This window comes from Pseudovibrio exalbescens (assembly GCF_028737195.1).
Classification (GTDB): domain Bacteria; phylum Pseudomonadota; class Alphaproteobacteria; order Rhizobiales; family Stappiaceae; genus Pseudovibrio; species Pseudovibrio zosterae.
Genome location: NZ_JAQZAJ010000001.1, coordinates 543387 through 564381 on the forward strand (window position 1 = coordinate 543387; position 20995 = coordinate 564381).

At 55.5% G+C, this 20995-nt stretch carries 20 protein-coding genes and 1 tRNA gene; 9 read left to right on the forward strand and 12 right to left on the reverse strand.

Features of this window, described 5'->3' with window-relative positions; genetic code table 11:
* The first annotated feature begins 13 nt into the window (after window positions 1-13).
* The 6 genes from PUV47_RS02655 to PUV47_RS02680 all read left to right on the forward strand — a co-directional run bounded on the left by PUV47_RS02655 (window position 14) and on the right by PUV47_RS02680 (window position 6746).
* Complete coding sequence (locus PUV47_RS02655) at window positions 14-1087, forward strand: BMP family ABC transporter substrate-binding protein (RefSeq protein WP_274216899.1); 1074 nt, start codon at window positions 14-16, stop codon at window positions 1085-1087.
* A 238-nt stretch (window positions 1088-1325) separates the two neighbouring features.
* The gene (locus tag PUV47_RS02660) at window positions 1326-2399 is read left to right on the forward strand and encodes a BMP family ABC transporter substrate-binding protein (RefSeq protein ID WP_274216900.1); all 1074 of its coding nucleotides are present in this window, start codon (window positions 1326-1328) and stop codon (window positions 2397-2399) included.
* Between the two features lie 102 nt (window positions 2400-2501).
* The gene (locus PUV47_RS02665; protein WP_274216901.1) at window positions 2502-3680 is read left to right on the forward strand and encodes a urate hydroxylase PuuD; all 1179 of its coding nucleotides are present in this window, start codon (window positions 2502-2504) and stop codon (window positions 3678-3680) included.
* 47 nt (window positions 3681-3727) lie between these two features.
* Window positions 3728-4264: a 2-oxo-4-hydroxy-4-carboxy-5-ureidoimidazoline decarboxylase gene (gene uraD / locus PUV47_RS02670; RefSeq protein WP_274216902.1), complete on the forward strand. Its 537-nt coding sequence runs from the start codon at window positions 3728-3730 to the stop codon at window positions 4262-4264.
* On the forward strand, window positions 4261-5538 hold the full coding sequence (locus tag PUV47_RS02675) for an allantoate amidohydrolase (protein WP_274216903.1): 1278 nt from the start codon (window positions 4261-4263) through the stop codon (window positions 5536-5538). Before uraD ends, PUV47_RS02675 begins: the two co-directional genes overlap by 4 nt.
* On the forward strand, window positions 5535-6746 hold the full coding sequence (locus PUV47_RS02680) for an ArgE/DapE family deacylase (RefSeq protein WP_274216904.1): 1212 nt from the start codon (window positions 5535-5537) through the stop codon (window positions 6744-6746). The genes PUV47_RS02675 and PUV47_RS02680 overlap by 4 nt, the downstream gene beginning before the upstream one ends.
* A gap of 270 nt (window positions 6747-7016) precedes the next feature.
* On the opposite strand, the gene PUV47_RS02685 is transcribed toward PUV47_RS02680, so the two are convergent.
* Window positions 7017-7553 carry an EscU/YscU/HrcU family type III secretion system export apparatus switch protein gene (locus PUV47_RS02685; protein ID WP_274216905.1) on the reverse strand — a complete coding sequence of 179 codons (537 nt, stop codon included), beginning with the start codon at window positions 7551-7553 and terminating at the stop codon, window positions 7017-7019.
* A 754-nt stretch (window positions 7554-8307) separates the two neighbouring features.
* Here PUV47_RS02685 and PUV47_RS02690 point away from each other — a divergent pair.
* Complete coding sequence (locus PUV47_RS02690; RefSeq protein ID WP_274216906.1) at window positions 8308-8922, forward strand: TetR/AcrR family transcriptional regulator; 615 nt, start codon at window positions 8308-8310, stop codon at window positions 8920-8922.
* Window positions 8923-8968: 46 nt separating this feature from the next.
* A complete protein-coding gene (locus PUV47_RS02695) occupies window positions 8969-9358 on the forward strand; it encodes a hypothetical protein (protein ID WP_274216907.1) in 390 nt (129 codons plus the stop codon).
* Between the two features lie 371 nt (window positions 9359-9729).
* Here PUV47_RS02695 and PUV47_RS02700 read toward each other — a convergent pair whose 3' ends face one another.
* The 9 genes from PUV47_RS02700 to PUV47_RS02740 all read right to left on the reverse strand — a co-directional run bounded on the left by PUV47_RS02700 (window position 9730) and on the right by PUV47_RS02740 (window position 19350).
* Window positions 9730-10539 (reverse strand): alpha/beta hydrolase, encoded by an 810-nt coding sequence (locus PUV47_RS02700; RefSeq protein ID WP_274216908.1) that lies wholly within the window; start codon window positions 10537-10539, stop codon window positions 9730-9732.
* Window positions 10540-10613: 74 nt separating this feature from the next.
* Complete coding sequence (locus tag PUV47_RS02705) at window positions 10614-11078, reverse strand: MarR family winged helix-turn-helix transcriptional regulator (protein ID WP_274216909.1); 465 nt, start codon at window positions 11076-11078, stop codon at window positions 10614-10616.
* A gap of 687 nt (window positions 11079-11765) precedes the next feature.
* Window positions 11766-12575 carry an MBL fold metallo-hydrolase gene (locus PUV47_RS02710; protein ID WP_274216910.1) on the reverse strand — a complete coding sequence of 270 codons (810 nt, stop codon included), beginning with the start codon at window positions 12573-12575 and terminating at the stop codon, window positions 11766-11768.
* A gap of 8 nt (window positions 12576-12583) precedes the next feature.
* On the reverse strand, window positions 12584-13384 hold the full coding sequence (locus PUV47_RS02715) for a TatD family hydrolase (RefSeq protein WP_274216911.1): 801 nt from the start codon (window positions 13382-13384) through the stop codon (window positions 12584-12586).
* Window positions 13385-13521: 137 nt separating this feature from the next.
* Entirely contained in the window at window positions 13522-15075 is a 1554-nt protein-coding gene (gene metG, locus PUV47_RS02720; protein ID WP_274216912.1) for a methionine--tRNA ligase, read from the reverse strand.
* 102 nt (window positions 15076-15177) lie between these two features.
* Window positions 15178-16236 carry a DNA polymerase III subunit delta' gene (locus PUV47_RS02725; RefSeq protein ID WP_274216913.1) on the reverse strand — a complete coding sequence of 353 codons (1059 nt, stop codon included), beginning with the start codon at window positions 16234-16236 and terminating at the stop codon, window positions 15178-15180.
* A complete protein-coding gene (tmk, locus tag PUV47_RS02730; protein WP_274216914.1) occupies window positions 16229-16912 on the reverse strand; it encodes a dTMP kinase in 684 nt (227 codons plus the stop codon). Before tmk ends, PUV47_RS02725 begins: the two co-directional genes overlap by 8 nt.
* A 43-nt stretch (window positions 16913-16955) precedes the next feature.
* The gene (locus PUV47_RS02735) at window positions 16956-18059 is read right to left on the reverse strand and encodes a D-alanyl-D-alanine carboxypeptidase family protein (protein ID WP_274216915.1); all 1104 of its coding nucleotides are present in this window, start codon (window positions 18057-18059) and stop codon (window positions 16956-16958) included.
* 118 nt (window positions 18060-18177) lie between these two features.
* Window positions 18178-19350 (reverse strand): septal ring lytic transglycosylase RlpA family protein, encoded by a 1173-nt coding sequence (locus PUV47_RS02740; RefSeq protein ID WP_274216916.1) that lies wholly within the window; start codon window positions 19348-19350, stop codon window positions 18178-18180.
* 293 nt (window positions 19351-19643) lie between these two features.
* Here PUV47_RS02740 and PUV47_RS02745 point away from each other — a divergent pair.
* Window positions 19644-19733: transfer RNA gene (locus PUV47_RS02745), tRNA-Ser, on the forward strand.
* Between the two features lie 284 nt (window positions 19734-20017).
* On the opposite strand, the gene PUV47_RS02750 is transcribed toward PUV47_RS02745, so the two are convergent.
* Entirely contained in the window at window positions 20018-20191 is a 174-nt protein-coding gene (locus PUV47_RS02750) for a hypothetical protein (protein WP_274216917.1), read from the reverse strand.
* A gap of 100 nt (window positions 20192-20291) precedes the next feature.
* On the reverse strand, window positions 20292-20891 hold the full coding sequence (locus tag PUV47_RS02755; protein WP_274216918.1) for a TetR/AcrR family transcriptional regulator: 600 nt from the start codon (window positions 20889-20891) through the stop codon (window positions 20292-20294).
* Window positions 20892-20995: the final 104 nt, after the last annotated feature.

The window sequence follows — 20995 nt, forward strand, 5'->3', positions numbered from 1 at the left end:
GGATCGTGCATCCATGCGCAAACTATCAAAATTTCTCGTTACTGCTGCACTGGCACTCGGTCTGGGTGCCGGATCATCCGTTGCCGACGAAGCGCTGAAAGTCGGCTTCGTTTATGTAGGACCGGTATCCGATCATGGCTACTCCTACCAGCATGACCTTGCCCGCAAGGCCGTTGAAGCCCATTTCGGCGACAAGGTGGAAACCACATTCATCGAAAACGTGCCGGGTGGCGCAGACGCTGAACGGGCCGTTGAACGCCTTGCGCGTTCTGGCCACGACCTGATTTTCTCGACTTCCTTCGGTTTCATGAACCCGACCCTGAAAGTGGCGAAGCGGTTCCCGAAAGTGAAGTTCGAGCACGCCACCGGCTTCAAGCGCGCCAAGAACATGGCGACCTACAATGGCCGCTTTTACGAAGCCCGCTATGTCATGGGCCAGATCTCGGCCAAAGCCTCCGAAACAGGAACGGCTGGCTACATTGGCGCCTACCCAATCCCAGAGGTGGTGCGCGGCATGAACGCCTTCATGCTGGGTGCTCAGTCCGTAAACCCTGAGTTCAAGGTGAAAGTTGTTTGGGTCAATTCCTGGTATGATCCGGGCCGTGAAGCTGATGCGGCCAAGGCTCTGGTAGATCAGGGCGTTGATGTCATTCTCCAGCATACGGACAGCCCGGCACCATTGCAGATTGCACAGGAGCGCGGCGTTCTGGCATTTGCGCAGGCCTCTGACAACATCAAGTTCGCAGAGACCTCTCAGGCTTCTGCACTCCTTAACGACTGGACGCCATACTACATCGAGCGTGTACAGGCGTTGCTTGATGGCACATGGGAGCCGACAGACACTTGGGGTGGCATCGACACCGGCATGGTGAAACTGGCCCCGATCCGCAACGTGTCCGATGAAGTCAAGGAAGCGGCAGAAGCAACCATTGCCAAGCTGGAATCCGGCGAGTTCGAGCCCTTCACTGGTCCAATCTACAAGCAGGATGGCACGCTGTTTCTCGAAGAAGGTGTTACAATCACCGATGAGCAACTGCTTGGCATGAACTTCTTCGTCAAAGGTTTTGACGCGGCCCTGCCGAACTGATCGAGAGCTGCCCTAAGCAGCCCGAACGACATGGTCCCAAAGGACTGCCCCGCGCGGTCCTTTGGCACCCGAAACAAACAAAGACCGGCTCATGTTGATGGCGAAGGAGAGCGCTCATCCGTGACGATAAGATCGGTCTCAGGAGATTTGGCTATTCTTCCCGAACCGGGTTGCAGTCCGACTGGTTCAGGAAGGCCTCAAAAATTTTGGACTGCCGTATAGAGAGGGGAGGCGCATAATGCGCAAACTGTTGAGCCTGGCCGCAACGGCTACTCTTGCACTTGGTCTTACTGCGGGTATTGCCTCTGCAGAAGATCCACTCAAGGTTGGCTTTATCTATGTTGGTCCGGTTTCCGACCACGGCTGGTCTTACCAGCACGATCAGGGCCGTCTAGCGATCGAAGAGCACTTCGGTGACAAGGTGGAAACCACCTTCATCGAAAGCGTGTCTGAAGGACCAGATGCGGAACGTGCGATTGAACGTCTTGCTCGCTCCGGCCATGATCTGATCTTCACCACTTCCTTCGGCTACATGAACCCGACTGTGAAGGTTGCCAAGCGTTTCCCAGATGTGAAGTTTGAGCACGCCACCGGTTACAAGCAGGCTGAAAACGTCGCCACCTACGGCGCCCGTTTTTATGAAGGCCGCTACATCATCGGTCAGATTGCAGCAAAGGTTTCTGAAACCGGCACTGCAGGCTACATCGGCTCATTCCCAATCCCGGAAGTTGTGCGCGGCATCAACGCCTTCATGCTGGGTGCTCAGTCTGTAGACCCGGACTTCAAGGTGAAGATCGTATGGGTAAACTCCTGGTACGACCCGGGCCGCGAAGCTGACGCTGCCAAGGCACTGGTTGATCAGGGCGTGGACATCATGGTCCAGCACACCGACAGTCCTGCGCCGCTTCAGGTTGCTGAAGAACGTGGCATCAAGGGCTTCGGTCAGGCATCCGACATGATCAAGTTTGCGCCAAACGCGCAGATGACAGCCATTGTCGATGACTGGTCCGAGTACTACATCGCACGCGTTCAGGCGGTGATGGACGGCACTTGGGAAGGTGGCGACACCTGGGGCGGTCTGGACCAGAAGCTGGTTCACATTGCACCCTTCACCAACCTGCCAGAAGAAGTGGCAGCAGAAGCTGCAGCAACCACAGAAGCAATCCGCAAGGGTGAACTGGTTCCGTTCAGCGGCCCAATCACCAAGCAGGACGGTTCTGTGTTCCTGGAAGAAGGTCAGCAGGCGACCGACGAACAGCTTCTGGGCATGAACTTCTACATCAAAGGCGTTGACGACCAGCTTCCAAAGTAAGCTGCTCAACCAATCTACATTCCAGTTTCAAAAACAGACAGGGCGGCGTACCACCGCCGCCCTGGCTCTGGACCATGCCAAGTTTCACAGAAAAGCAGAGCCATGACCGTCACATTTGCTATGGACTGGCTCAATCTGCTGTTCCGATGGGCTCACTTGATCGTCGGCGTTGGTTGGATTGGGACGTCCTTTTATTTCATTGCACTGGATCTCTCCCTCAAAAAACGGGAGAAAATGAACCCGGGTGTCGCAGGCACCGCTTGGGAAGTTCATGGTGGCGGCTTTTATCATGTCGAAAAGTACATGGTCGCACCAAAGGAGCTTCCAAGTGACCTGATCTGGTACCGCTGGGAAGCCTATCTGACATGGGTCACGGGCTTTGCGCTTTTGGTCGTGCAGTACTACTTCAACGCCTCGGCCTATCTGATCGATCCGAGCGTGATGGCAATCCATCCGTCAGAAGCAATCGTGATTTCCATCTTTTCCCTTGGCGTGGGGTGGGTGATCTATGACTTTTTGTGCCGCTCGCCAATTGGTCAGAACACGCCTGTATTGGCTGCCTGTCTTTTTGTTCTCATTGTTGGTGCAGCCTGGTTCTTCTCCCACGTGTTTTCCGGAAGGGGCGCACTCATCCACGTGGGGGCACTGGTCGGAACGATCATGGCCTTCAATGTGTTCCGGGTGATCATCCCGAACCAGAGGAAGATTACTGCAAGCCTTCTGGCGGGCCACGACCCTGACCCGCGTCTGGGACAAATTGGCAAACAGCGCTCCGTTCACAACAACTATCTCACGCTGCCCGTGTTGTTGATGATGGTCTCCAACCACTATCCCATGCTCACGGGCCATCCGCAGATCTGGCTTGTTACTGCGCTCATTCTGATCATGGGCGGGATGCTGCGCCACTTCATAAACCGCCACGATGCGCACGACAATTTCGCCCGGTTCTGGTGGAGCTTGCCAGCGGCGGCCGTGGCGCTTGTTGCCGCCATCATCTACACCGCACCGCGAGATGTCAGCTCAGCAGAACGCATTGCCGACATTGAGGCGGTTTCACTGGCCCAGACCCATTGCGCTGCCTGTCACGCGGCCTCACCAAGCGATCCGGCCTTCGAGGAGGCACCCAAGGGCATTCTTCTGGAAACCGCGGCGGATTTGCGACGCTACAGCGATCTGGTCATGGCCCAAGCGGTTCATTCCGATGCCATGCCCCTTGGCAACTTGACCGGCATGACACGGGAAGAGCGGGACAAACTTGGCGCGTGGCTTTTGAGCAAGTAAGCTGGACGGGTTAGCCGGACAACAAAATCAAGTCGGCGAGGAGGGGCATGAGCTATTCACTGGTTGAAGTCAATCAAATGGACAAGGAAACGTTCGTCGCCGCCTTTGGGGACGTGGCCGAACATTCCCCCTGGGTCGCAGAAAAGGCTTATGAGCTGGGACCATTTCGGGCCCGTGATGATCTGGCGGACGCTTTTAGCAAGGCGATGGACACAGCCCCGCAAGCTGACCAGCTGGCGCTCATACGCGCCCATCCTGATCTTGCAGGAAAAGCTGCGCTGGCGGGAGAGATTGCCGAAAGTTCGAGAGATGAACAAGCCGGAGCCGGGCTGGATCGGCTCACCCGGGAAGAGTTCGCGCGCTTCTGCGCGCTTAATGACGCGTACAAGGACAGGTTCGGCTTCCCCTTCATTTTTGCGGTAAAGGGCGCAACCAAGACGCAAATCCTTGCAGCGTTCGAGCCGAGGTTGCACAATAGCCCGTCTGAGGAATTTTCTGAAGCGCTTCGGCAGATCGCCCGGATCTTCCGTTTTCGTCTGGAAGCGCTTGTCGAGGCTCCCCACGAGAGAGGATCGGAAGGATGACACTGGCTGTATCGGAGACCGTCCGCGCGCTTGGCAATCGCTCTGAAGAGATGATCCGCGCCCTTGCAGAGATCACCGAAACGGAGGGCCAGATCACCCGCCTTTTCCTGAGCCCTGAACACAAGCGGGCCGCAGCTCTGGTTTCCGACTGGATGGAGCAGGCGGGCTTGACGGTGTCCAACGATGCCATTGGCACGGTGTGTGGCATCCTTCCTGCCAACAACAGGTCTTCTTCCAACAAGACGCTACTGATTGGCTCCCACATTGATACCGTGATCAACGCGGGCGCTTATGACGGCCCGTTTGGGGTGGTGGCCGGTGTTCTGGCTGTCAGTGAAATCCAGAAGCGCGGCATCGAGCTGCCGTTCGCCGTTGAAGTACTTGCCTTTGGCGACGAGGAGGGCGTGCGTTTTCCATCTACGCTGTTGTCCTCCAGCGCGGTTGCAGGCGTGGCAAAGCCCGAAGATCTGGAAGTCACCGACGCCGACGGCGTTCGGCTTTGCGATGCCTTGAAGGACTTCGGCGGCGATCCTGCTGCCACAGCTAAGGCGGCCCGCGACCCTGACAGTGTGCTTGGCTACCTTGAGGTTCATATCGAGCAAGGCCCAGTGCTTGAAGCGGAGCGCCTGAGCGTGGGAATTGTCACGTCCATTGCCGGTGCCAACCGCTACCGCGTTACGCTCTCGGGCATGGCCGGGCATGCGGGCACTGTTCCCATGCATTTGCGCAGTGACGCCCTTGTGGGGGCCGCAGAGCTGATTTGCGCCATCAATCAGATCGCCCACGAGGCCAATGATCACGGTGTTGTTGCCACCGTGGGTGAGCTTTCCGTGGAGCCGGGCGCTGTGAACGTGATCCCGGCGGAAGTGGTGCTGTCGCTTGATCTGCGCGCAGCAACTGACGAACCGCGCCATGAAGCGGCACGGGCGATCAAGCAAGCGGCGGACAAGATTGCAGCAAAGCATGGCCTTTCTGTCGGCTTCGAGCAGTATCATGAGGTCAGCACCTGCTTGTGTGCGGATCGTTTTCAGAACACCGCCGAAAAGGCGATCAAGTCGCTGGGGCTGCGCCCGCTGCGCCTCATGTCCGGTGCCGGGCATGATGGTCAGGCCATGTCCCAGCTAACCGATATCGGTATGATGTTCGTCCGTTGTCAGGGCGGCATCAGCCACAACCCGCTAGAATATGTAGAACCCCACGATATGGGGCTCGCCGTCGAGGCTCTGGTTCGATGGATCGAGACGATTGCCGAGGAGGAAAGGGCAAAATCATGAAGGCCTTAATAGAGGCGCGCTTTGAAGAGCAGGTGAAGTTCCTGCGCAAGCTGGTCAAGGTACCGAGCGACAATCCCCCCGGTGATACAGAGCCCCATGCAATGAAAGCCGCCAAGCTTCTGGAAAAGCTTGGTTTTGTGGTCGAGCAACATCCGGTACCGGAACCGTTCGTGCGCCAGAACGGCATGGTCTCCGTCACCAACCTGATTGTCCGGGAAACCTTCGGCAAGGGGAAGGGGCCGGTGATTGCCCTTAACGCCCATGGGGACGTGGTGCCTCCCGGCGATGGCTGGACCAAGGACCCCTACGGCGCGGAAATCGACAATGGCGCAATGTATGGCCGCGGTGTCGCCGTCTCCAAGTCTGACTTTGCCACATACGCCTTTGCGCTTCTGGCACTCAAGGAAAACGCCAAGGGCCTTAACGGCACCGTCGAGCTGCACCTGACCTATGATGAGGAAGCTGGCGGGTTCGTTGGGCCGAAATGGATCCTGGAGCAGGACCTTTCCAAACCCGACATGGCGATCTCCGCAGGCTTTTCCTACGCCATCACCACAGCCCACAACGGGTGCCTTCACATGGAGGTCATCCTGCGAGGCAAGCAAGCCCATGCGGCCATGCCCGAAACCGGTCACGATGCACTTGAAGCGGCCACGCACGTGCTTCAGGCGGTTTATGGCGAGCGCGCCCGCCTTGCCAAGATCAAGAGCGCGCAGAAGGGCATCGATACGCCCAAAATCACCGTGGGCCTGATTTCGGGCGGCATCAACACCAACGTGGTGCCAGACCGTGTTGCCCTGCGCCTTGATCGCCGGCTGATCCCGGAGGAAAACGGCGAGCAGGTCGAGGACGCTCTGATTGAGCTGATCGAGGGTGCGTTGCCGAAAGGCTCCAAGGTTGAGGTGGAGTGCCGCCGCATCATGTTGGCGGAGCCTTTGCGTGAGCTTCCGGGCGTTGAGAAGATGGTCGCGGCCATTCAAAAGCCTGCCAAGGCAGAGCTCGGCGTGAAGGTGCAGCCCACAGGGGTGCCGCTTTACACCGATGCCCGGCATTACAGCGAGGCTGGCATTCCGACGATCCTCTACGGGGCTGGTCCGCGCTCAATCCTGGAAGCCAATGCCCATGGCGCGGATGAACATCTGCAGCTTAGCGACCTGAAGTCAGCAACGGTAATTGTGGCGGAGGCCTTGTCTGAACTCTTGAAGTAGCCACAACGGGCGCGGCGACAAAGTGGCGGACGCCGCGCCCTCATCAGCCCTTGCCATCAGCTCCTGCATGTCACAGGGCCTGTCAGACAGCACGGTGGATGCCAATGGCAGATCACTTCCTGCGGGCTGTTGGTTGGCTTTCTGGTGTGTTGCCTTGGGCGAGGGGCATTTGCTTTGCAGCCCCCCATGCGCCCCCCAATGCGCCCGCCATGTACCCCAATGCACCTAAGTGGATCAGCGTCTTCAGCTGATCAGCGCGCGAACCGGCGTTTAGTGAACGACCTTGGCCACCAGTTCAGCGACGGGAACAAAATGCTCCTCACGGATCGGCTTGTTTGCGTCCACGCTGGTGTAGAGCTGCATGGCAAGCCCTGTGCTCTTGAAAACCGGGATGTCCAGTTCACGTGCGATTTCGAGGATCTTTACGCCCTTCACCTCTTTGCCCTTGATGGTTACCAGAGGCGTTGCGCTGCTTCCATGTTCATACCGAAGGGCAACTGCCGTGTGGTTTGGCGTCGCAATGACAATGGTGGAGCGGTTCAGGATTTGCTTATAGCGTTTACGCTCTTCCTTGCGCAGCTTTTCAGTGACCGGATGACCGGCATGAACCGGATCATAGTTGCGCCGAGGGCGCTGATTGCCTGCAAAGGAGCGAGGGCCGTTGTGGCGTGGCCCAGAAGGAAGAGGGGCCGCCACGGTTGCCGCGCGGGTTTTCACGATGTGCGTTACCATGAGTGCACATGTCATCAGACCAAGTGTGGCGATGACGAGGAATTCACCAAGAGACTCTGCCAGTTCTATGATCATGTTTGTACGCCGCCCATAACGTAAAACTCAATGAGGCGCCCAGATGGGTCGGACACCTGCTGGTCAGAGACAGTCCCGAAAGTGGTTCTTCCGCTTCTCGGGATGCTTTCAATTTGCGGTGCCCTCAAACCTTGAAACAAACGATTACAATTTGTCTCAAGTTTAAGAGGCTTTGTGCAAACGTCAGCTATTTGCCTCGATTTTTAATTTATCTGTTTGGAACCGACGATAAAAGTAAACCAAAACCTAAATTCACATAATAATCTTGAATGTTTGGCCCCAAAATTACGTAGAAAAATCAAATATGTATCAAAATGAAGCAAAAATGGGGCAATTACAATTTTAGTAAAATGCAATTACAAATATTTATCTCTAATTTTCTTCAATATATGCACTAAACAGGCTTCAAGACTTGTTTCACCTCAGAATCATCAGGCTTTCTTCGCCCTCTAACCTGGAAAACATTGAGTTTTCGATGGTTTCTCTCCGGGCTCCTCAGCAAGAACAGGAGGGGTCAGGCGAGGGCTCCTCAAAATAGACCAATCAGTCTATAGAGCTTGACAAAAAGTAGACGACTGGTCTATTTTGGATCCCAGACGCAGGTTTTGCCGCGGGGATTGATGCAAACCACCGCGCCAAGGCCGCACAGACCCAGGGGCTGTGGAGGCACCATTCAAGCAAAAACCTGATCGGAGCAGGGAGCGTGCGCTCCCAAGGAAACCGAGAATGCGCCAGAAGGAAGCAAGGTGTTTTCATGCCGACAGGCGTAAAAGAAGCCCAAAACACAGCCAAGGGACTGCAGACCCGAGAGAAGATTTTCCAAGCGGCCGAGCAGTTGATCCTTGCCAAGAGTTTCAATGGCATTGGCCTCTCTGAAATCCTGAAGGCATCGCACATACCAAAGGGCTCGTTCTATCACTACTTCGCGTCCAAAGAGGACTTCGGCGCTCGGTTGATAGAGCACTACGCAGCACAGAAGGGGCCGCAGGTACACAAGCAGCTTTTTGAGGCCGGCGGCACCGCGCGCGATCGCGTGTTGGGCATCATCAGGGCCGAGATGGAAAAAACAAAGAGCGCGTCGTTCCGGATCTCTTGTCTGGTGGTCAAACTCTCTGGTGAAATTGCCACGACGAGTGAACCCATGCGCACAGCGCTAGAGCAGGCATCCGCCAGCTGGATCAAGAAGTATGCAGATGTGGTGCGGCAAGGCCACCTTGATGGTTCCATGCCATCTGCACTTGATCCAGATGCAACTGGTCAGGTGATCCACTTGGGCCTTTCAGGGGCCATGATGCAGGCGTCTATCCAGAACTCAACCGAGCCTTACGACGCCTTAATGAAGACAATGGAGCGGTTGACAGCGGCTTGAAGCCCCGTCTTACTCAACCGGGCTTGGACACCACCTCAAGTGGCCCATGATCATCGCAGTGGCCATCGTGTGGGTGGTGGAGGCGCCCATTGACCAGGTAGCAGATGTGGCCGCCGTGCGGCACCGCTTCATGGCCGCATCCGGGTCCGTGCACATGACCTGGCTCATGCCCCAGATCATCTGTGCTCAGGGGCGCACACTTTTCAGGATTCTTGTCGGAGACCTCGATAACGTGCTCTTCAACATCATCGCCATTTTGGTGATGCAGGTGGCCATCGTGCAGATAGTCCACGTGATCACCATGCCTTACGGCCGTATGCCCACACTTGGGTCCATGCACATGATCGTGGTGTGTATCCTTGGGTTTGGTGCTCACTGCGTTCTCTCTGTTTTTGTTGTTGTCGAGCGCATCTCACGGTCATCCAAGAAGGCTTAGTGACCGTCTGTTACGATAGTGACCGAGAAGCACAGTCTGCTTCCAATCCGAATTCGTTGCAAGTCCATCAGGCGAAGGCTCGAGAAACGATCAGCCAGACTTGGTGCGCACATGAGAGATCAAAACTATGATCCGCGAATGCCATAGAGCGCCGTCGCAGCAACACATTTGTAAGGAGAGCAAAGTCTTGTTTGAGAGGCAGAAAAGGCAATTCTGGTACAGCAAGAGTGGACCAACAACCGATCAGCCCTCGCTAAATCCATATTTCGCATAAGCTAGATTATGGAACCTAAGCATATCATAAGGATATCTGAGCTCTCATTGTGCCTGGGATTGAGCTTACGAGGATAACACTCTTTGAAGCCGTCATACTACGGCGCCAACAGACTGGACATGAGCCAACTGTCAGGATCACACAAATCATCGATCACCGTGAAATGGTTCTTGCCGATTGCTTCGTGCTTGGACACGGTCATATCAAAACCACGCCACACTTCGTATAGCGCCGCATTCTGACGACGGAACTCATAGAGCTCATCGGCACCCACCCAACACATCAAGGATGAGCCTTCGACTGGGTCGCACAATATGGGGCTCTCAGATCGGGCGTCCTCAGGGCTCAAGCCCAGGACCTCGTTCATTTGCGTCTTGAGCAACGGCCTGAGGTCCTGAACGCCGCTAATGGAAACCACTCTGCGAAGCCGTGCTGAAACGTCATCGGACAGTTTTACATCCTTACACAACAAACGGCTGACCAAATGTCCACCTGCTGAGTGTCCAGCCACGTAAATGGGTCCATTTACCTTGCGGGCGGCAGCTTCCAAAGCCATGACAATTTCGGCAGTAATTTCAGAGATGCGCGCTTGCGGACACAAGGTGTAACTGGGCAAAACCGCAGTAAACCCGCGTTTTACAGCCCCTTGCGCCACGTGACTGAACGCGTTTTTGTCAAGCGCCTTCCAGTAGCCGCCATGGACATAAAAGAACAGTCCTCGCGCCTTGTGCTCAGGTCGGAACAGATCAAAGCGATGGCGCTCTCCTGGGCCATACGGACAATCCGCAGATGTATTGGCGGTTGCCTTGAACTCGATTGCCATGGCTTGCCGCTGGGCAAAATAGGCGTCGACTTCCGGAAATGCGCCGCTGTTATCGTAGGCCTTATCCCAATCTCGCACGGTCATCCTATCAACTCCCGAAAATGTTCACGTTTTGTCTGTGCCATCATCTGGGGTTGCTGTCAACGCGCTTGAGCTACCTAGGATATCGATCTCAGGGTCTTGTTGAGGAACTCGGTTTCTGCCCCATCAAAGCAACCAAGCAGTTCGTCCACCCAGCATTCATAGTGGGCAGAAATGATCTCATAGCTTCTGCGGCCTTCTGCTGTGAGACGCACCAGATGCGTACGTTTATCTCCATCACGTGAGCGCCTTTCAGCCAAACCGTTGCTAACCAGCCGCTCCACGATGCCAGTAACGTTGCCATTGGAGACCATCAGGCTCCTGGAGAGCTGAGACATCAAAAGCCCCTCCGGCTCCTCATAGAGAGCGGCCAAAACGTCATAGCGCGGCAATGTTACGTCTGCGAAATGAATTCGCATGCGTTCACGCAGTTCAGCTTCAATGCGCGCACTTGCACGCGACAGGCCAGACCAGAGCCGTAGGCGTTCATGTTTCAATTTCTGTTGGTCCAGAGACTGACCGGCAACGTGGTTCTCTCTCATGGTCTCCCTTCCGAGGGGCAAATTCAGCCCCAAGACCCCAATGGGCATTTATTTCAAAAATTGCATGAATAATGCAAATATAAAATCAATTATGGCCATTAGGATAGCCAAAATTTGCGCAACCGCTGCGCACATGGCGCCCATCAACAAGTAATGATCTCCTTGCGGCATCATCGGTTTTGCAGAGGTTGGAAAGCGAAAACCCTGAACTGCCTTTCTAAATCACCGAAAACATGTAGGTATTAGTCGCTGAACGTGCCATTCAAACGCTCCCCAAAACATAATCAATAATCGATTCTTGTTTCGGAATATTCTCAGGGTCATCCTCCGGGTTCACCCAAAGGAATCAGCAGTTTGTCACTGGCAGAAGCGGGAGATTTTATCATCACAAAATTCATTTCGAATACGGTATGATGTGAGCTGAAAATCGTTTGACGGAACCCTCAAAGCCCATAGATGCAACGAGCATGTGTTTGATCTGATGCGTTGATTAGACGCCTATATAAATGCGCTTGGTTTTTGTTGCATTCGACGTAAATCGCAGACGCGACTCACGGCTTTCTGACTGGCAGAGGCGCAAATAATGGTCAGAACGTCGTTTTCCGGCAGTTGGACAGATGATCCTGTGCGTTTTTGAAAGCCGCCTCAAGATTTCTTCAAATTCATCTATATTTTTTAGCGTATCGCCTAGCTGATGTCCTGATAAAGGGTCATGCCGTCAAATGCGGGCTCCACCCCCTCGGGGACCTCTGCCGATAGCGCGTTGTAGTCCAGATCGCAGTGCAGATTGGTCAGGACTGTATGCCGTGGCGCGAACCGTGCTGACCATCTCAGCGCGTCTTCCACGTTGAAATGCGACTGGTGCGGCTTGTGACGCAGCGCATCGATGATCCAGATGTTCAAGCCCTCCAGCGCGCTGAAGGCGGCCTCGGGAATGTCGTTGACATCCGGCGAATAGGCCAGATCACCAAACCGGAACCCGAGAGCGGTGATATCGCCATGTTGAAGCCGGAATGGGAGTGCCTGGATTGAACCACCCTTCCCTTCGACAACGATGGGCTCGCCCTCCGTTATGCGGTGCTCCTCAAGAATGGGCGGATATCCGGAACCGGGAGGTGTTGTAAAGCAGTACTCAAACGCGGTGCGCACCCGGTTGGAGGTTGGTTCATCCATGTGAACGGGTACGCGTGCGCGCTGCATCAGTGCAAAGAAGCGAAGATCGTCAATGCCATGAATGTGGTCTGCATGCGGATGTGTGTAGAGCACCGCATCCAGCGCCTTCACATCCGCGGATATCATTTGTTCCCGCAGATCAGCGCCCGTGTCCACGACCAAGGTAGTGCGGCCGGTCTGCGAGATGCGCTCCACCAGCAATGAACATCTGCGCCGGCGGTTCTTTGGCTCCAGTGGGTCGCATGCGCCCCAATCCCCGCCAATGCGCGGCACGCCGGTTGAGGATCCGCATCCAAGTATCGTGAATTTCAGCTGATCGGCCATATGGAGTTTTATCCTTCAGAGCGAATGTGAAGCTCCTGAGGCACCTTCGAGAAGAGCTTAAAGAAATTATCGGTTGTTTGGGTCGCCATGGTTTCCTCAGAGACACCATGGACCTGCGCCAAAATCTTGTTGGTGTGGGCAACATAAGCTGGCTCGTTGCGCTTGCCGCGCCACGGCTGCGGCGCCAGATACGGTGCGTCGGTTTCAACGAGCAACCGATCCATCGGCAGGTCAGCAACGATCTCACGCAGTTCCTCAGACCTCTTGAAGGTCAGAATACCGGAGAGCGAGTAATAGGCACCCAGATCCTTTGCACGCATCGCCAGCTCACGGCCAGAGGAGAAGCAGTGCAGCAGGAACTTGAACGCCCCCTTCCCCATTTCCTCTTCCAGGATGCGCGCCATGTCCTCGTCCGCGTCGCGGGTATGAATGGCAAGTGGCAATCCGGTCTCGCGGGCAACGGCAATGTGCCGTCGAAACACGGTCTGCTGTTCATCACGCGGAGAGTTGTCGTAGTAGTAATCGAGACCCGCCTCACCGATCGCGATCACCTTCGGCTCCGCGCTCAGTTTCAAGATCTCGTCGGCGCTCACATCGATCTCTTCTGCGGCGTTGTGGGGGTGCGTGCCCACCGAACAGAAGACCGACGCATAATTATTCGCAATCTCACGAATTTGTTCAAACCGACGCACGCGCGTGCAAATGGTGACCATCAGCTTTACATCAGCTTCATGGGCGCGCGTGATTATCTCATCGCGTTCTTCGGCAAAGTCCGGAAAGTCCAAATGGCAATGGCTGTCGATCAGCATGGTCGAAGTCGAGTCCTATCAATTCCAAGGCCCATATGCGCCGAAATGCGCGCAGTTTCCAGAGGCCCATCCGTGTTTACACGCAAAAAAGGGGTGTCGGAACACCCCTTCAATAGTTGCAGGAACCCAAAGGGCGATTACTCTGCAGTTTCCGGTTCCACATAGCGTGGGAACACGCCCTGTGGCTTTGGCAGCTCCTTGCCCGGCGCCAGACGGCCCTGCGCACCTAGCTTGTCAAACTGACGTTCATCTTCAGAAAGAACGAGCAAATCCAATAGCTTGGAAGCTGAGCCCGGCATCACAGGCTGAGCCAGAATACCCACCTGGCGGATGATTTCAGCCGTTACATAGAGCACGGTTGCCATGCGCTCAGGGTCGGTTTTCTTCAGTGCCCAAGGTTCTTGAGAGGCGAAGTAGCGGTTCGCTTCACCCACAGTTGCCCACACGCAGCCAAGCGCCTGATGGATTTCCTGACGCGCCATGGCAGCACGGCAAGTCTCAAGCATCGCATCGGCCTGATCCAGAATGGCTTTGTCAGCCTCTTGCAGTTCGCCAGGTTGCGGCAGCTTCGCCGCACAATTCTTGTGAATCATGGAGAGAGAGCGCTGCGCCAAGTTACCGAGATCATTGGCCAAATCCGCATTGATGCGATTGACCATGGCCTCATGATTGTAGTTGCCGTCCTGTCCGAATGGTACTTCACGCAGGAAGAAGTAACGGATCTGATCCAGCCCGTAGTTCTCCACCAGATCAGCTGGAGCGATCACGTTGCCCAATGACTTGGACATCTTCTCACCAGAGTTGAACAGGAAGCCGTGAGCGAACACGCGGTTCGGCACAGGAACACCGGCGGACATGAGGAAAGCCGGCCAGTAGACAGCATGAAAACGAATGATGTCCTTGCCGATGATGTGAACATTGGCAGGCCAGAACTTGTCCATCATGCCATCCATCTCAGGATAGCCGAGCGCCGTGATGTAGTTGGTCAGGGCGTCAACCCACACGTACATAACGTGTTTTTCGTCACCGGGAACCGGGATACCCCAATCAAACGTGGTGCGCGAAATAGAAAGGTCCTTCAAGCCCCCCTTGACGAAGCTCATCACTTCGTTCCGGCGTGTAGATGGGCCGATGAAGTCTGGCTGGCTTTCATAAAGCTCGATGAGCTTGTCCTGATAGGCGGAGAGACGGAAGAAATAGCTTTCTTCTTCCACCCACTCAACAGGTGTTCCCTGCGGGCCATAGCGCACGCCATCTTCGCGCAGTTCCGTTTCGCCTTCCTGATAATAGGCTTCATCGCGCACGGAGTACCAACCGGCGTAGCTATCCTTGTAGATGTCGCCGTTTTCCTGCATTTTCAACCAGATAGCCTTGCTGGCCTCGTAGTGGCGCGGCTCATTTGTCTGGATGAAATCGTCGTTGGAACACCCCAGAACCTCGACCATTTCGCGGAAGCGCTTGGAGTTCATATCAGCGAGATCGGAGGGTGACATGCCTTCCTTGACGGCGGTCTGAAGCATCTTCTGGCCATGTACATCGGTACCGGTCAGAAAGTGTACTTCACGGCCGTCCAGTCTCTGGAATCGGGCCAGCACGTCAGTTGCGATTGCCTCATAGGCGTGGCCGATGTGCGGCGCGCCATTGGGGTAGGAAATCGCTGTCGTAATATAGAAAGGCGATTTATCTGTCATGTTGTTCGATCGATCTCGAAGGGTTGGATCGTAAGGCACTAAAAGCTCCCGCGTTTCAGACGGAAGCCTTCGACGAGGGATTGACCGGCGTGCAGAAGCGGGTCAGCCCCGCAGGTCCTTCAGGAAGTTGAGGACAACCTGCTTACGATCAAGGTTCAAAGCATCAGCAGCTGCAGCCGCTTGGCCCACCTTTTCCCACACCTCGGCCCACCTGACAAGAGAGCGTGCCCCGTGTTGCGCATCTTTCCGGACCTGTTCCGATAGAAAACTGCGAGCCAAATCAAGGAAGGTAGCCCAGGCATCGTCAGCTCCCCGGCTTGCAACCAGATCTGCAAACCGGTGCCCTTCACTCATGTCCACATGCGGTAAAGAAGAGACTAGCTGGAAGAACCTTGTTGCCACCTCTTGCCCCTCACCGCCAATGGCCAGCATGGCGTGCCGCGGACTGCCATCGGCCATTGCCATCAGTGCCTCTGAGTAGGTTTCGCCGGAATCTGGCGGAAAACCGAAGGTATGGAGCGCTCCATACATCTCCTGATTTTCAAGGCGGCGCAGTTCCAGACGACGGCAACGGGACCTGATTGTTGGCAGCAACCGGCCCGGATTGTGGGAGAGCACCAGAAACAGACAGCGTTCCGGCGGCTCCTCCAGCACCTTCAACAGGGCATTGGCCGCGCTTGCATTCATGTCGTCGGCCGCATCGACGATGCAGATGCGCCATGTGCCACCTGCAGAGGTAGAACCGAAGAAAGATACGGTTCGCCGCACCTCATCAACAGGTAGCTCTTTCTTGAAACGCTTGCCTTTTTCGTCCCATGGACGCTTCAGGTGCAGCAGGTCCGCGTGAGATGCGGCTGCGATCATTCGGGCAGCATGGCTGTCCTCAGGCACGGCCAACGAGGTAGCCTGCGCCACTTCAGGAGCATTTCGGTCCGGATGTGTCAGCACAAAGCGGGCAAAGCGGAATGCAAGGGTTGCCTTGCCTACGCCTTTGGGACCACCCAGTATCCACGCATGATGCATGCGCGTGGAGCGGTAGGCATCCAGAAGCTCCTGTTCCGCCTCTTTGTGGCCGAACAGATGGCCATGCTCACGGGGAAGCGGCACGCCATCGATTGAATCGAGAATGGGAATTTCTTGTATTGCGGGCGCTCTAGCCATTTTCTGCGGCTCCCTGCGCCTCGCCTGCTGGCGTCTTTGCCTTCAAGAAACGGTCTTCTACCGCCTGCCAGATGGCCTGCTCTACCGCGTCCAAGGATTGACTGCCGTCAATCACCACAAACCGGTGTGCGGCATTTTCCGCAATCTTCAGAAACAGTTGTCGGCGGCGCTCATGGGTTTCAATCGTATCCTGCTCAAACCGGTCTGGAGCATGCTCTGCGCCTTTTTCCGAGCGCTGGGTAACGCGCGCAAGCCCCACCTCGGTGGGCACGTCAATGAGAAGGGTCATATCCGGCTCATGGCCATCAATAGCAACTTCCTGTAGCTGGTCGATCAGCGCATCAGATACCCCAGCCTCGCCCTGATAAACGCGAGATGAATCCGCAAATCGGTCGCACAACACCCACTTGCCCGCCTCAAGCGCCGGCTTGATCAACGTATCCACGTGATCAGCCCGGGCAGCGTTGAAAAGAACCGCCTCGGCCTCCGGGCCATAAAGGCGCGCCGCGCCGGACAGGAGAACAGAGCGCACCATTTCAGCGCCAGCCGTACCTCCGGGTTCGCGTGTTGCGATCACATCCACGCCGGACTTTTCAAGCCTGTCCTTCAGACGGGCAATCTGAGTGGACTTGCCTGCGCCCTCACCGCCTTCAAAGGTGATAAATTTTCCGGCCACGCTACCTCAATCCCTTGGTCAATCTCACGTAAGAGACCGGACCTTAAAACAATTTCCAGAACAGCTCAGCAATAGCGTCCATGCTGCGCTGTTGCAATGTTCCTTTCTGGACCGACTCCCCTGTAATCAGCGGGCTTGTGAAAATAACCGTGTCTTCTGCGAGCAGTTGAAGCTCTCCAACCTGCTTGCCCGCCTGTACCGGGGCCGGCAACGGCCCGTCGTATACAACACGCAGGCCATACTCTTCCTTCTTTGAGATATCCAGCAGAGCATGGAGCGCGCCCGGCGTCACCAGCGCCACTGTTGGCTGCTTTCCGCCATAAACTCTGGCTCTTGCTACTTCTTCGCCCTTCAAGAAAACTGGCCGTATGCTAAGCCCGGAGAAGGTTGAAACAAGTAGGGTTTTCAGGTCCTCAAGCCGCTCCTCCTCATTGCGAGCGCCAGCAACAGCGGCCACATAGCGGTTGCCATGCACCAGCAGTGTGCCAATGCCTGAGTAACCGGAGGTTTCCGCAAAACCCGCGGTGAAGCCATCAAGCCCTTCGATTTCCCGCAGGAGCGGGTTTTTATTGCGCTGAGTAATGTTATTCCAAGTGAATCGGTGCACACCAAAAAGACCGTGCAGCTCTGGCTCTTCCTTGATGATGTGCAACACCAGCTTCAACTGGTCCGCCAATGTGGTGGTATTGTTTGGATCCGGATACCCCGTTGCGTTGGCGTAGGTTGTATTGGTCATGCCCAGTTCTTGGGCTTTTTCGGTCATGCGCTGCGCAAATGCGGTCTCATCCCCGGCAATGCCTTGAGCAAGGGCGATAGCTGCATCATTGGCGCTATGAACAACCAGCCCCTTGAGCAAGTTCTCGACGGAAACCGAACTGCGCACATTCGCGAACATGGTTGTAACGCGTGCAGGTGCCCCGCCCCGTCGCCATGCATCTTCGCTGATGGGAAGCTCTGTTGAAGCGGCTACCTGCTCAGCACGGATCGCATCAAGGACGACGAGCGCCGTCATGAGTTTCGTCAGGTTTGCAGGTGCAAAGGGGGTCTGCGCATTCTTGGAGTAAACCAGCGCATTGCGGTCCGCGTCATACAAAAAGGCAGAGGTAGAGTTCAACTCGACCGCTTGCGTTGCGGTCAGACTCATCATGAGAGCAGTGAGGCTTAGAAAAGCCCACCTTAGAAATACGCGAGGAGTATCCATTCAACCAAGGCACCTGAGTGTTTTCTTTGGTTCAAGATACTCCTCGAGAATTATTCAACAAGGGTTACTGTTGCCCTTTTGCAGTTGCAATTAGCAGTCTTTTCAACCCCATTCCGCCTGAGACATTGTCAAAAGCATCATGTGCTGTGGCGACGCGGTCCTCTGCGGCGAAGGAAGAGACCGCATTTCCTGGTGTCCATGTTGGCTGAACCGGACCGGACGATGGCGGCGGCAGAAGCCCACTGTTAAAGCTTGGCTGCGCTGGTTGATACGTTGGCTGGGGTGCTGGCGCTCGATACGCGGTTGGCGTTTGCTGGCGCTGCAGCGCCTCTTGAACCTGATTAGTGAAGCCGTTGTTGGACGCCACCTGAATGGTCGCAGCGCTCTGCTCGAACACGATGCCCGGATCAAGAGAAGCGACCTGCTGTGCTGGATATCCAGTCGGGCTGGCGGACGCGACAAGAGAAGGCGCAGCGTATGGGCGCATTTTTGGTGCTGGAACCGGGCCGGTTATGCGTGTGGATGGCCGGTTGAAGGCCAGCATGGTACCTGGTCGGGTTGCACCCGGCGCAACGGAGCCCGGCCCCGTGTAGGACGCCATGAGATAACTCTCGTCCTGGCCATGCAAAGGAGCGCGGCCAATGTACTCGACCTTTACCTTTGCAACACCATGCTTCTTGGTATCCAGCATTGTCGCAACGCGCTCTGACAAGTCGATAACGCGATTGCCGTGGAATGGGCCACGGTCATTTACGCGCACGATCATGGAACGGCCATTGGTGACGTTGGTTACGCGCGCATAGGATGGCAGCGGCATGGTGGTGTGCGCAGCGGTAAGACCATTGCGGTCAAAAATCTCACCGTTTGCGGTCATGCGTCCGTGAAATGTCGGCCCATACCAAGAGGCCATACCCACCTTGCGGTAGTTCGGATCATCCTTGGGATAATACCATTTGCCAGCGATCTTGTAGGGCTTGCCTACAACGGCACGCCCTCCCCCTTTGGGGACCGGTTTGGCGTCAGTCACCATACGGGGACTGGCTTTCACGCCATAATCAGATTCGCTGAACTTCACCTTGCTGGAATCACCGCCGCAGGCTGCAAGCACAAGACAGCTTGCCGCTACCAGCAGGATGGATCGTGTCTGCTTGGCAGACGTGGTTCCACGTCCTGTCTTTGCTTTTGCAAAAACAAGGGCTTGCCCGCTCTTGGCAGGTGTACACAGAGCATTATTCATCGCGTTTGACTCAATACATTCACGCTGTTGGGGAGATGACGGATACAGTGCAGCAATCCCCGTTCATGAGTGCAGTTTTCACATAAAAACATTAACCAGTTGCAAACCTAAGTGCGCCCCTTGGGTTTTCGCGGGTTAATTGCGGTGATGCGATCCGTGCTACCAGCTTTGCCGGGGCATATCTAGAGTTAACTAACCCCTTCGCTTTATTCACAGTCTCGTTGGGGAGTAGAAAAGAAATGCGCTTGACTTATGCCGTGTGATGATCGAAAAGGTGCCCCACCACGAAGGCCGGAGAGGTGGCAGAGTGGTTGAATGCACCGGTCTTGAAAACCGGCGGGCGTGGAAGCGTCTCGTGGGTTCGAATCCCACCCTCTCCGCCATACTTCCAACGCGAGAGCGTTTCCAGAATCCGGCCTAGGCCGGATTTTTGCGTTTTAATGCGCGTTGGGCGTGACGAGCTGATACATAGCCTTGGTGCCAGTTAGCTCGAACGATGTACCTCAGTGCCGATAGTCAAAGGACTTAACCACCGCACTGATTTCATCTTCTCCCGCAAGAAACAAATCATATTGACCAATGCGCAGTTGATCTTCACCGAGACTGGCCTCTGATAGGCGTTGTATTTTCTCTCACAGCACCCCGGTTACTCCGAGAACAACGAGGGTCAACGATCAACCTTGCTGGCGATGACGTCACCAAGGATGGCGCAGACCTGTTCTGGCTGCTCAACGACGGAGATATGCTTGCCATCAACGGGCTCAAGGTGCGCTATGGCGCAAGGAAAGCCGCTTCTGCCTGCATCGGGATGGGATAGATATCGTCTTTTTCCAGCAATCACGAGGGGCTGCCCCTTCAGCCGGTTAGACTATTCATGTTTCGAAGGAAACTAACGGCCCTACGGCATTTCTTGCCCTAAACCATAAAGGAAACTGTGGTCACTAGTGGCGAGCCAAGGCCGCCATCGCAGGGTCAAGCTGCGCTTCCAGTTGCTCCCGGCTCAAGCCATCACGCGCCTGCATCGAAATTGCCTGCATCATTCCACTGTAAAAGCGCGCAAGCACCGGAATGTCCACTTCCGGCGCAACGTCACCTTCCTCGCGCCCACGCATCAGACGCTTTTCAATTAGGGCGATACTCTCCTGCCGAATGCTTTTTAGGAGCTCTGAAAGCGGGGCGCTCTCTGGCTGACAACTCAAGACGCCTGTAATCAGCATACAGCCAGCGGAATTGGGCGAACAAACTGCCACGTCAATACTGGCTTTAAGCATGGCACGGATGCTGTCTTGTGCCGTTTCCCCGGTTTCAAGGGCGCCCAGGAACACCGAAGCCGTTGTTGCCTTGTAAAGGTCGACCGCCTCACGGAAGGCCGCCTCCTTCGATCCGAAGGCAGCATAAAAACTCGGTGGTGTTATGCCAATCGCCGCTGTTATGTCGTTGAGTTGAGCGGCTTCATACCCCTTTTCCCAAAACACTTTCATCACGGTACGCAAAGCGTCGTCACGGTCGAAGCTGCGGGGGCGTCCTCTTGATACAGCCATCCTCACCCTTTCTGTAGTAGGAATTATATAAATTCCTTGACCCTTTCTGGCAAGCCCGATAGTGATTTATGTAGTCACATTTATACAAAAGGAATAATTGATCA

Coding starts and splice junctions, on each gene's coding strand:
- PUV47_RS02710 (WP_274216910.1), bottom strand. CDS start 12,575: ATGGCCGATCAGCTGAAATTCACGATACTTGGATGCGGATCCTCAACC.
- PUV47_RS02665 (WP_274216901.1), top strand. CDS start 2,502: ATGACCGTCACATTTGCTATGGACTGGCTCAATCTGCTGTTCCGATGG.
- PUV47_RS02680 (WP_274216904.1), top strand. CDS start 5,535: ATGAAGGCCTTAATAGAGGCGCGCTTTGAAGAGCAGGTGAAGTTCCTG.
- uraD (WP_274216902.1), top strand. CDS start 3,728: ATGAGCTATTCACTGGTTGAAGTCAATCAAATGGACAAGGAAACGTTC.
- PUV47_RS02700 (WP_274216908.1), bottom strand. CDS start 10,539: ATGACCGTGCGAGATTGGGATAAGGCCTACGATAACAGCGGCGCATTT.
- PUV47_RS02675 (WP_274216903.1), top strand. CDS start 4,261: ATGACACTGGCTGTATCGGAGACCGTCCGCGCGCTTGGCAATCGCTCT.
- PUV47_RS02660 (WP_274216900.1), top strand. CDS start 1,326: ATGCGCAAACTGTTGAGCCTGGCCGCAACGGCTACTCTTGCACTTGGT.
- PUV47_RS02705 (WP_274216909.1), bottom strand. CDS start 11,078: ATGAGAGAGAACCACGTTGCCGGTCAGTCTCTGGACCAACAGAAATTG.
- PUV47_RS02725 (WP_274216913.1), bottom strand. CDS start 16,236: ATGGCTAGAGCGCCCGCAATACAAGAAATTCCCATTCTCGATTCAATC.
- PUV47_RS02755 (WP_274216918.1), bottom strand. CDS start 20,891: ATGGCTGTATCAAGAGGACGCCCCCGCAGCTTCGACCGTGACGACGCT.
- PUV47_RS02655 (WP_274216899.1), top strand. CDS start 14: ATGCGCAAACTATCAAAATTTCTCGTTACTGCTGCACTGGCACTCGGT.
- PUV47_RS02695 (WP_274216907.1), top strand. CDS start 8,969: ATGATCATCGCAGTGGCCATCGTGTGGGTGGTGGAGGCGCCCATTGAC.
- PUV47_RS02690 (WP_274216906.1), top strand. CDS start 8,308: ATGCCGACAGGCGTAAAAGAAGCCCAAAACACAGCCAAGGGACTGCAG.
- PUV47_RS02735 (WP_274216915.1), bottom strand. CDS start 18,059: ATGATGAGTCTGACCGCAACGCAAGCGGTCGAGTTGAACTCTACCTCT.
- metG (WP_274216912.1), bottom strand. CDS start 15,075: ATGACAGATAAATCGCCTTTCTATATTACGACAGCGATTTCCTACCCC.
- PUV47_RS02715 (WP_274216911.1), bottom strand. CDS start 13,384: ATGCTGATCGACAGCCATTGCCATTTGGACTTTCCGGACTTTGCCGAA.
- PUV47_RS02740 (WP_274216916.1), bottom strand. CDS start 19,350: ATGAATAATGCTCTGTGTACACCTGCCAAGAGCGGGCAAGCCCTTGTT.
- PUV47_RS02685 (WP_274216905.1), bottom strand. CDS start 7,553: ATGATCATAGAACTGGCAGAGTCTCTTGGTGAATTCCTCGTCATCGCC.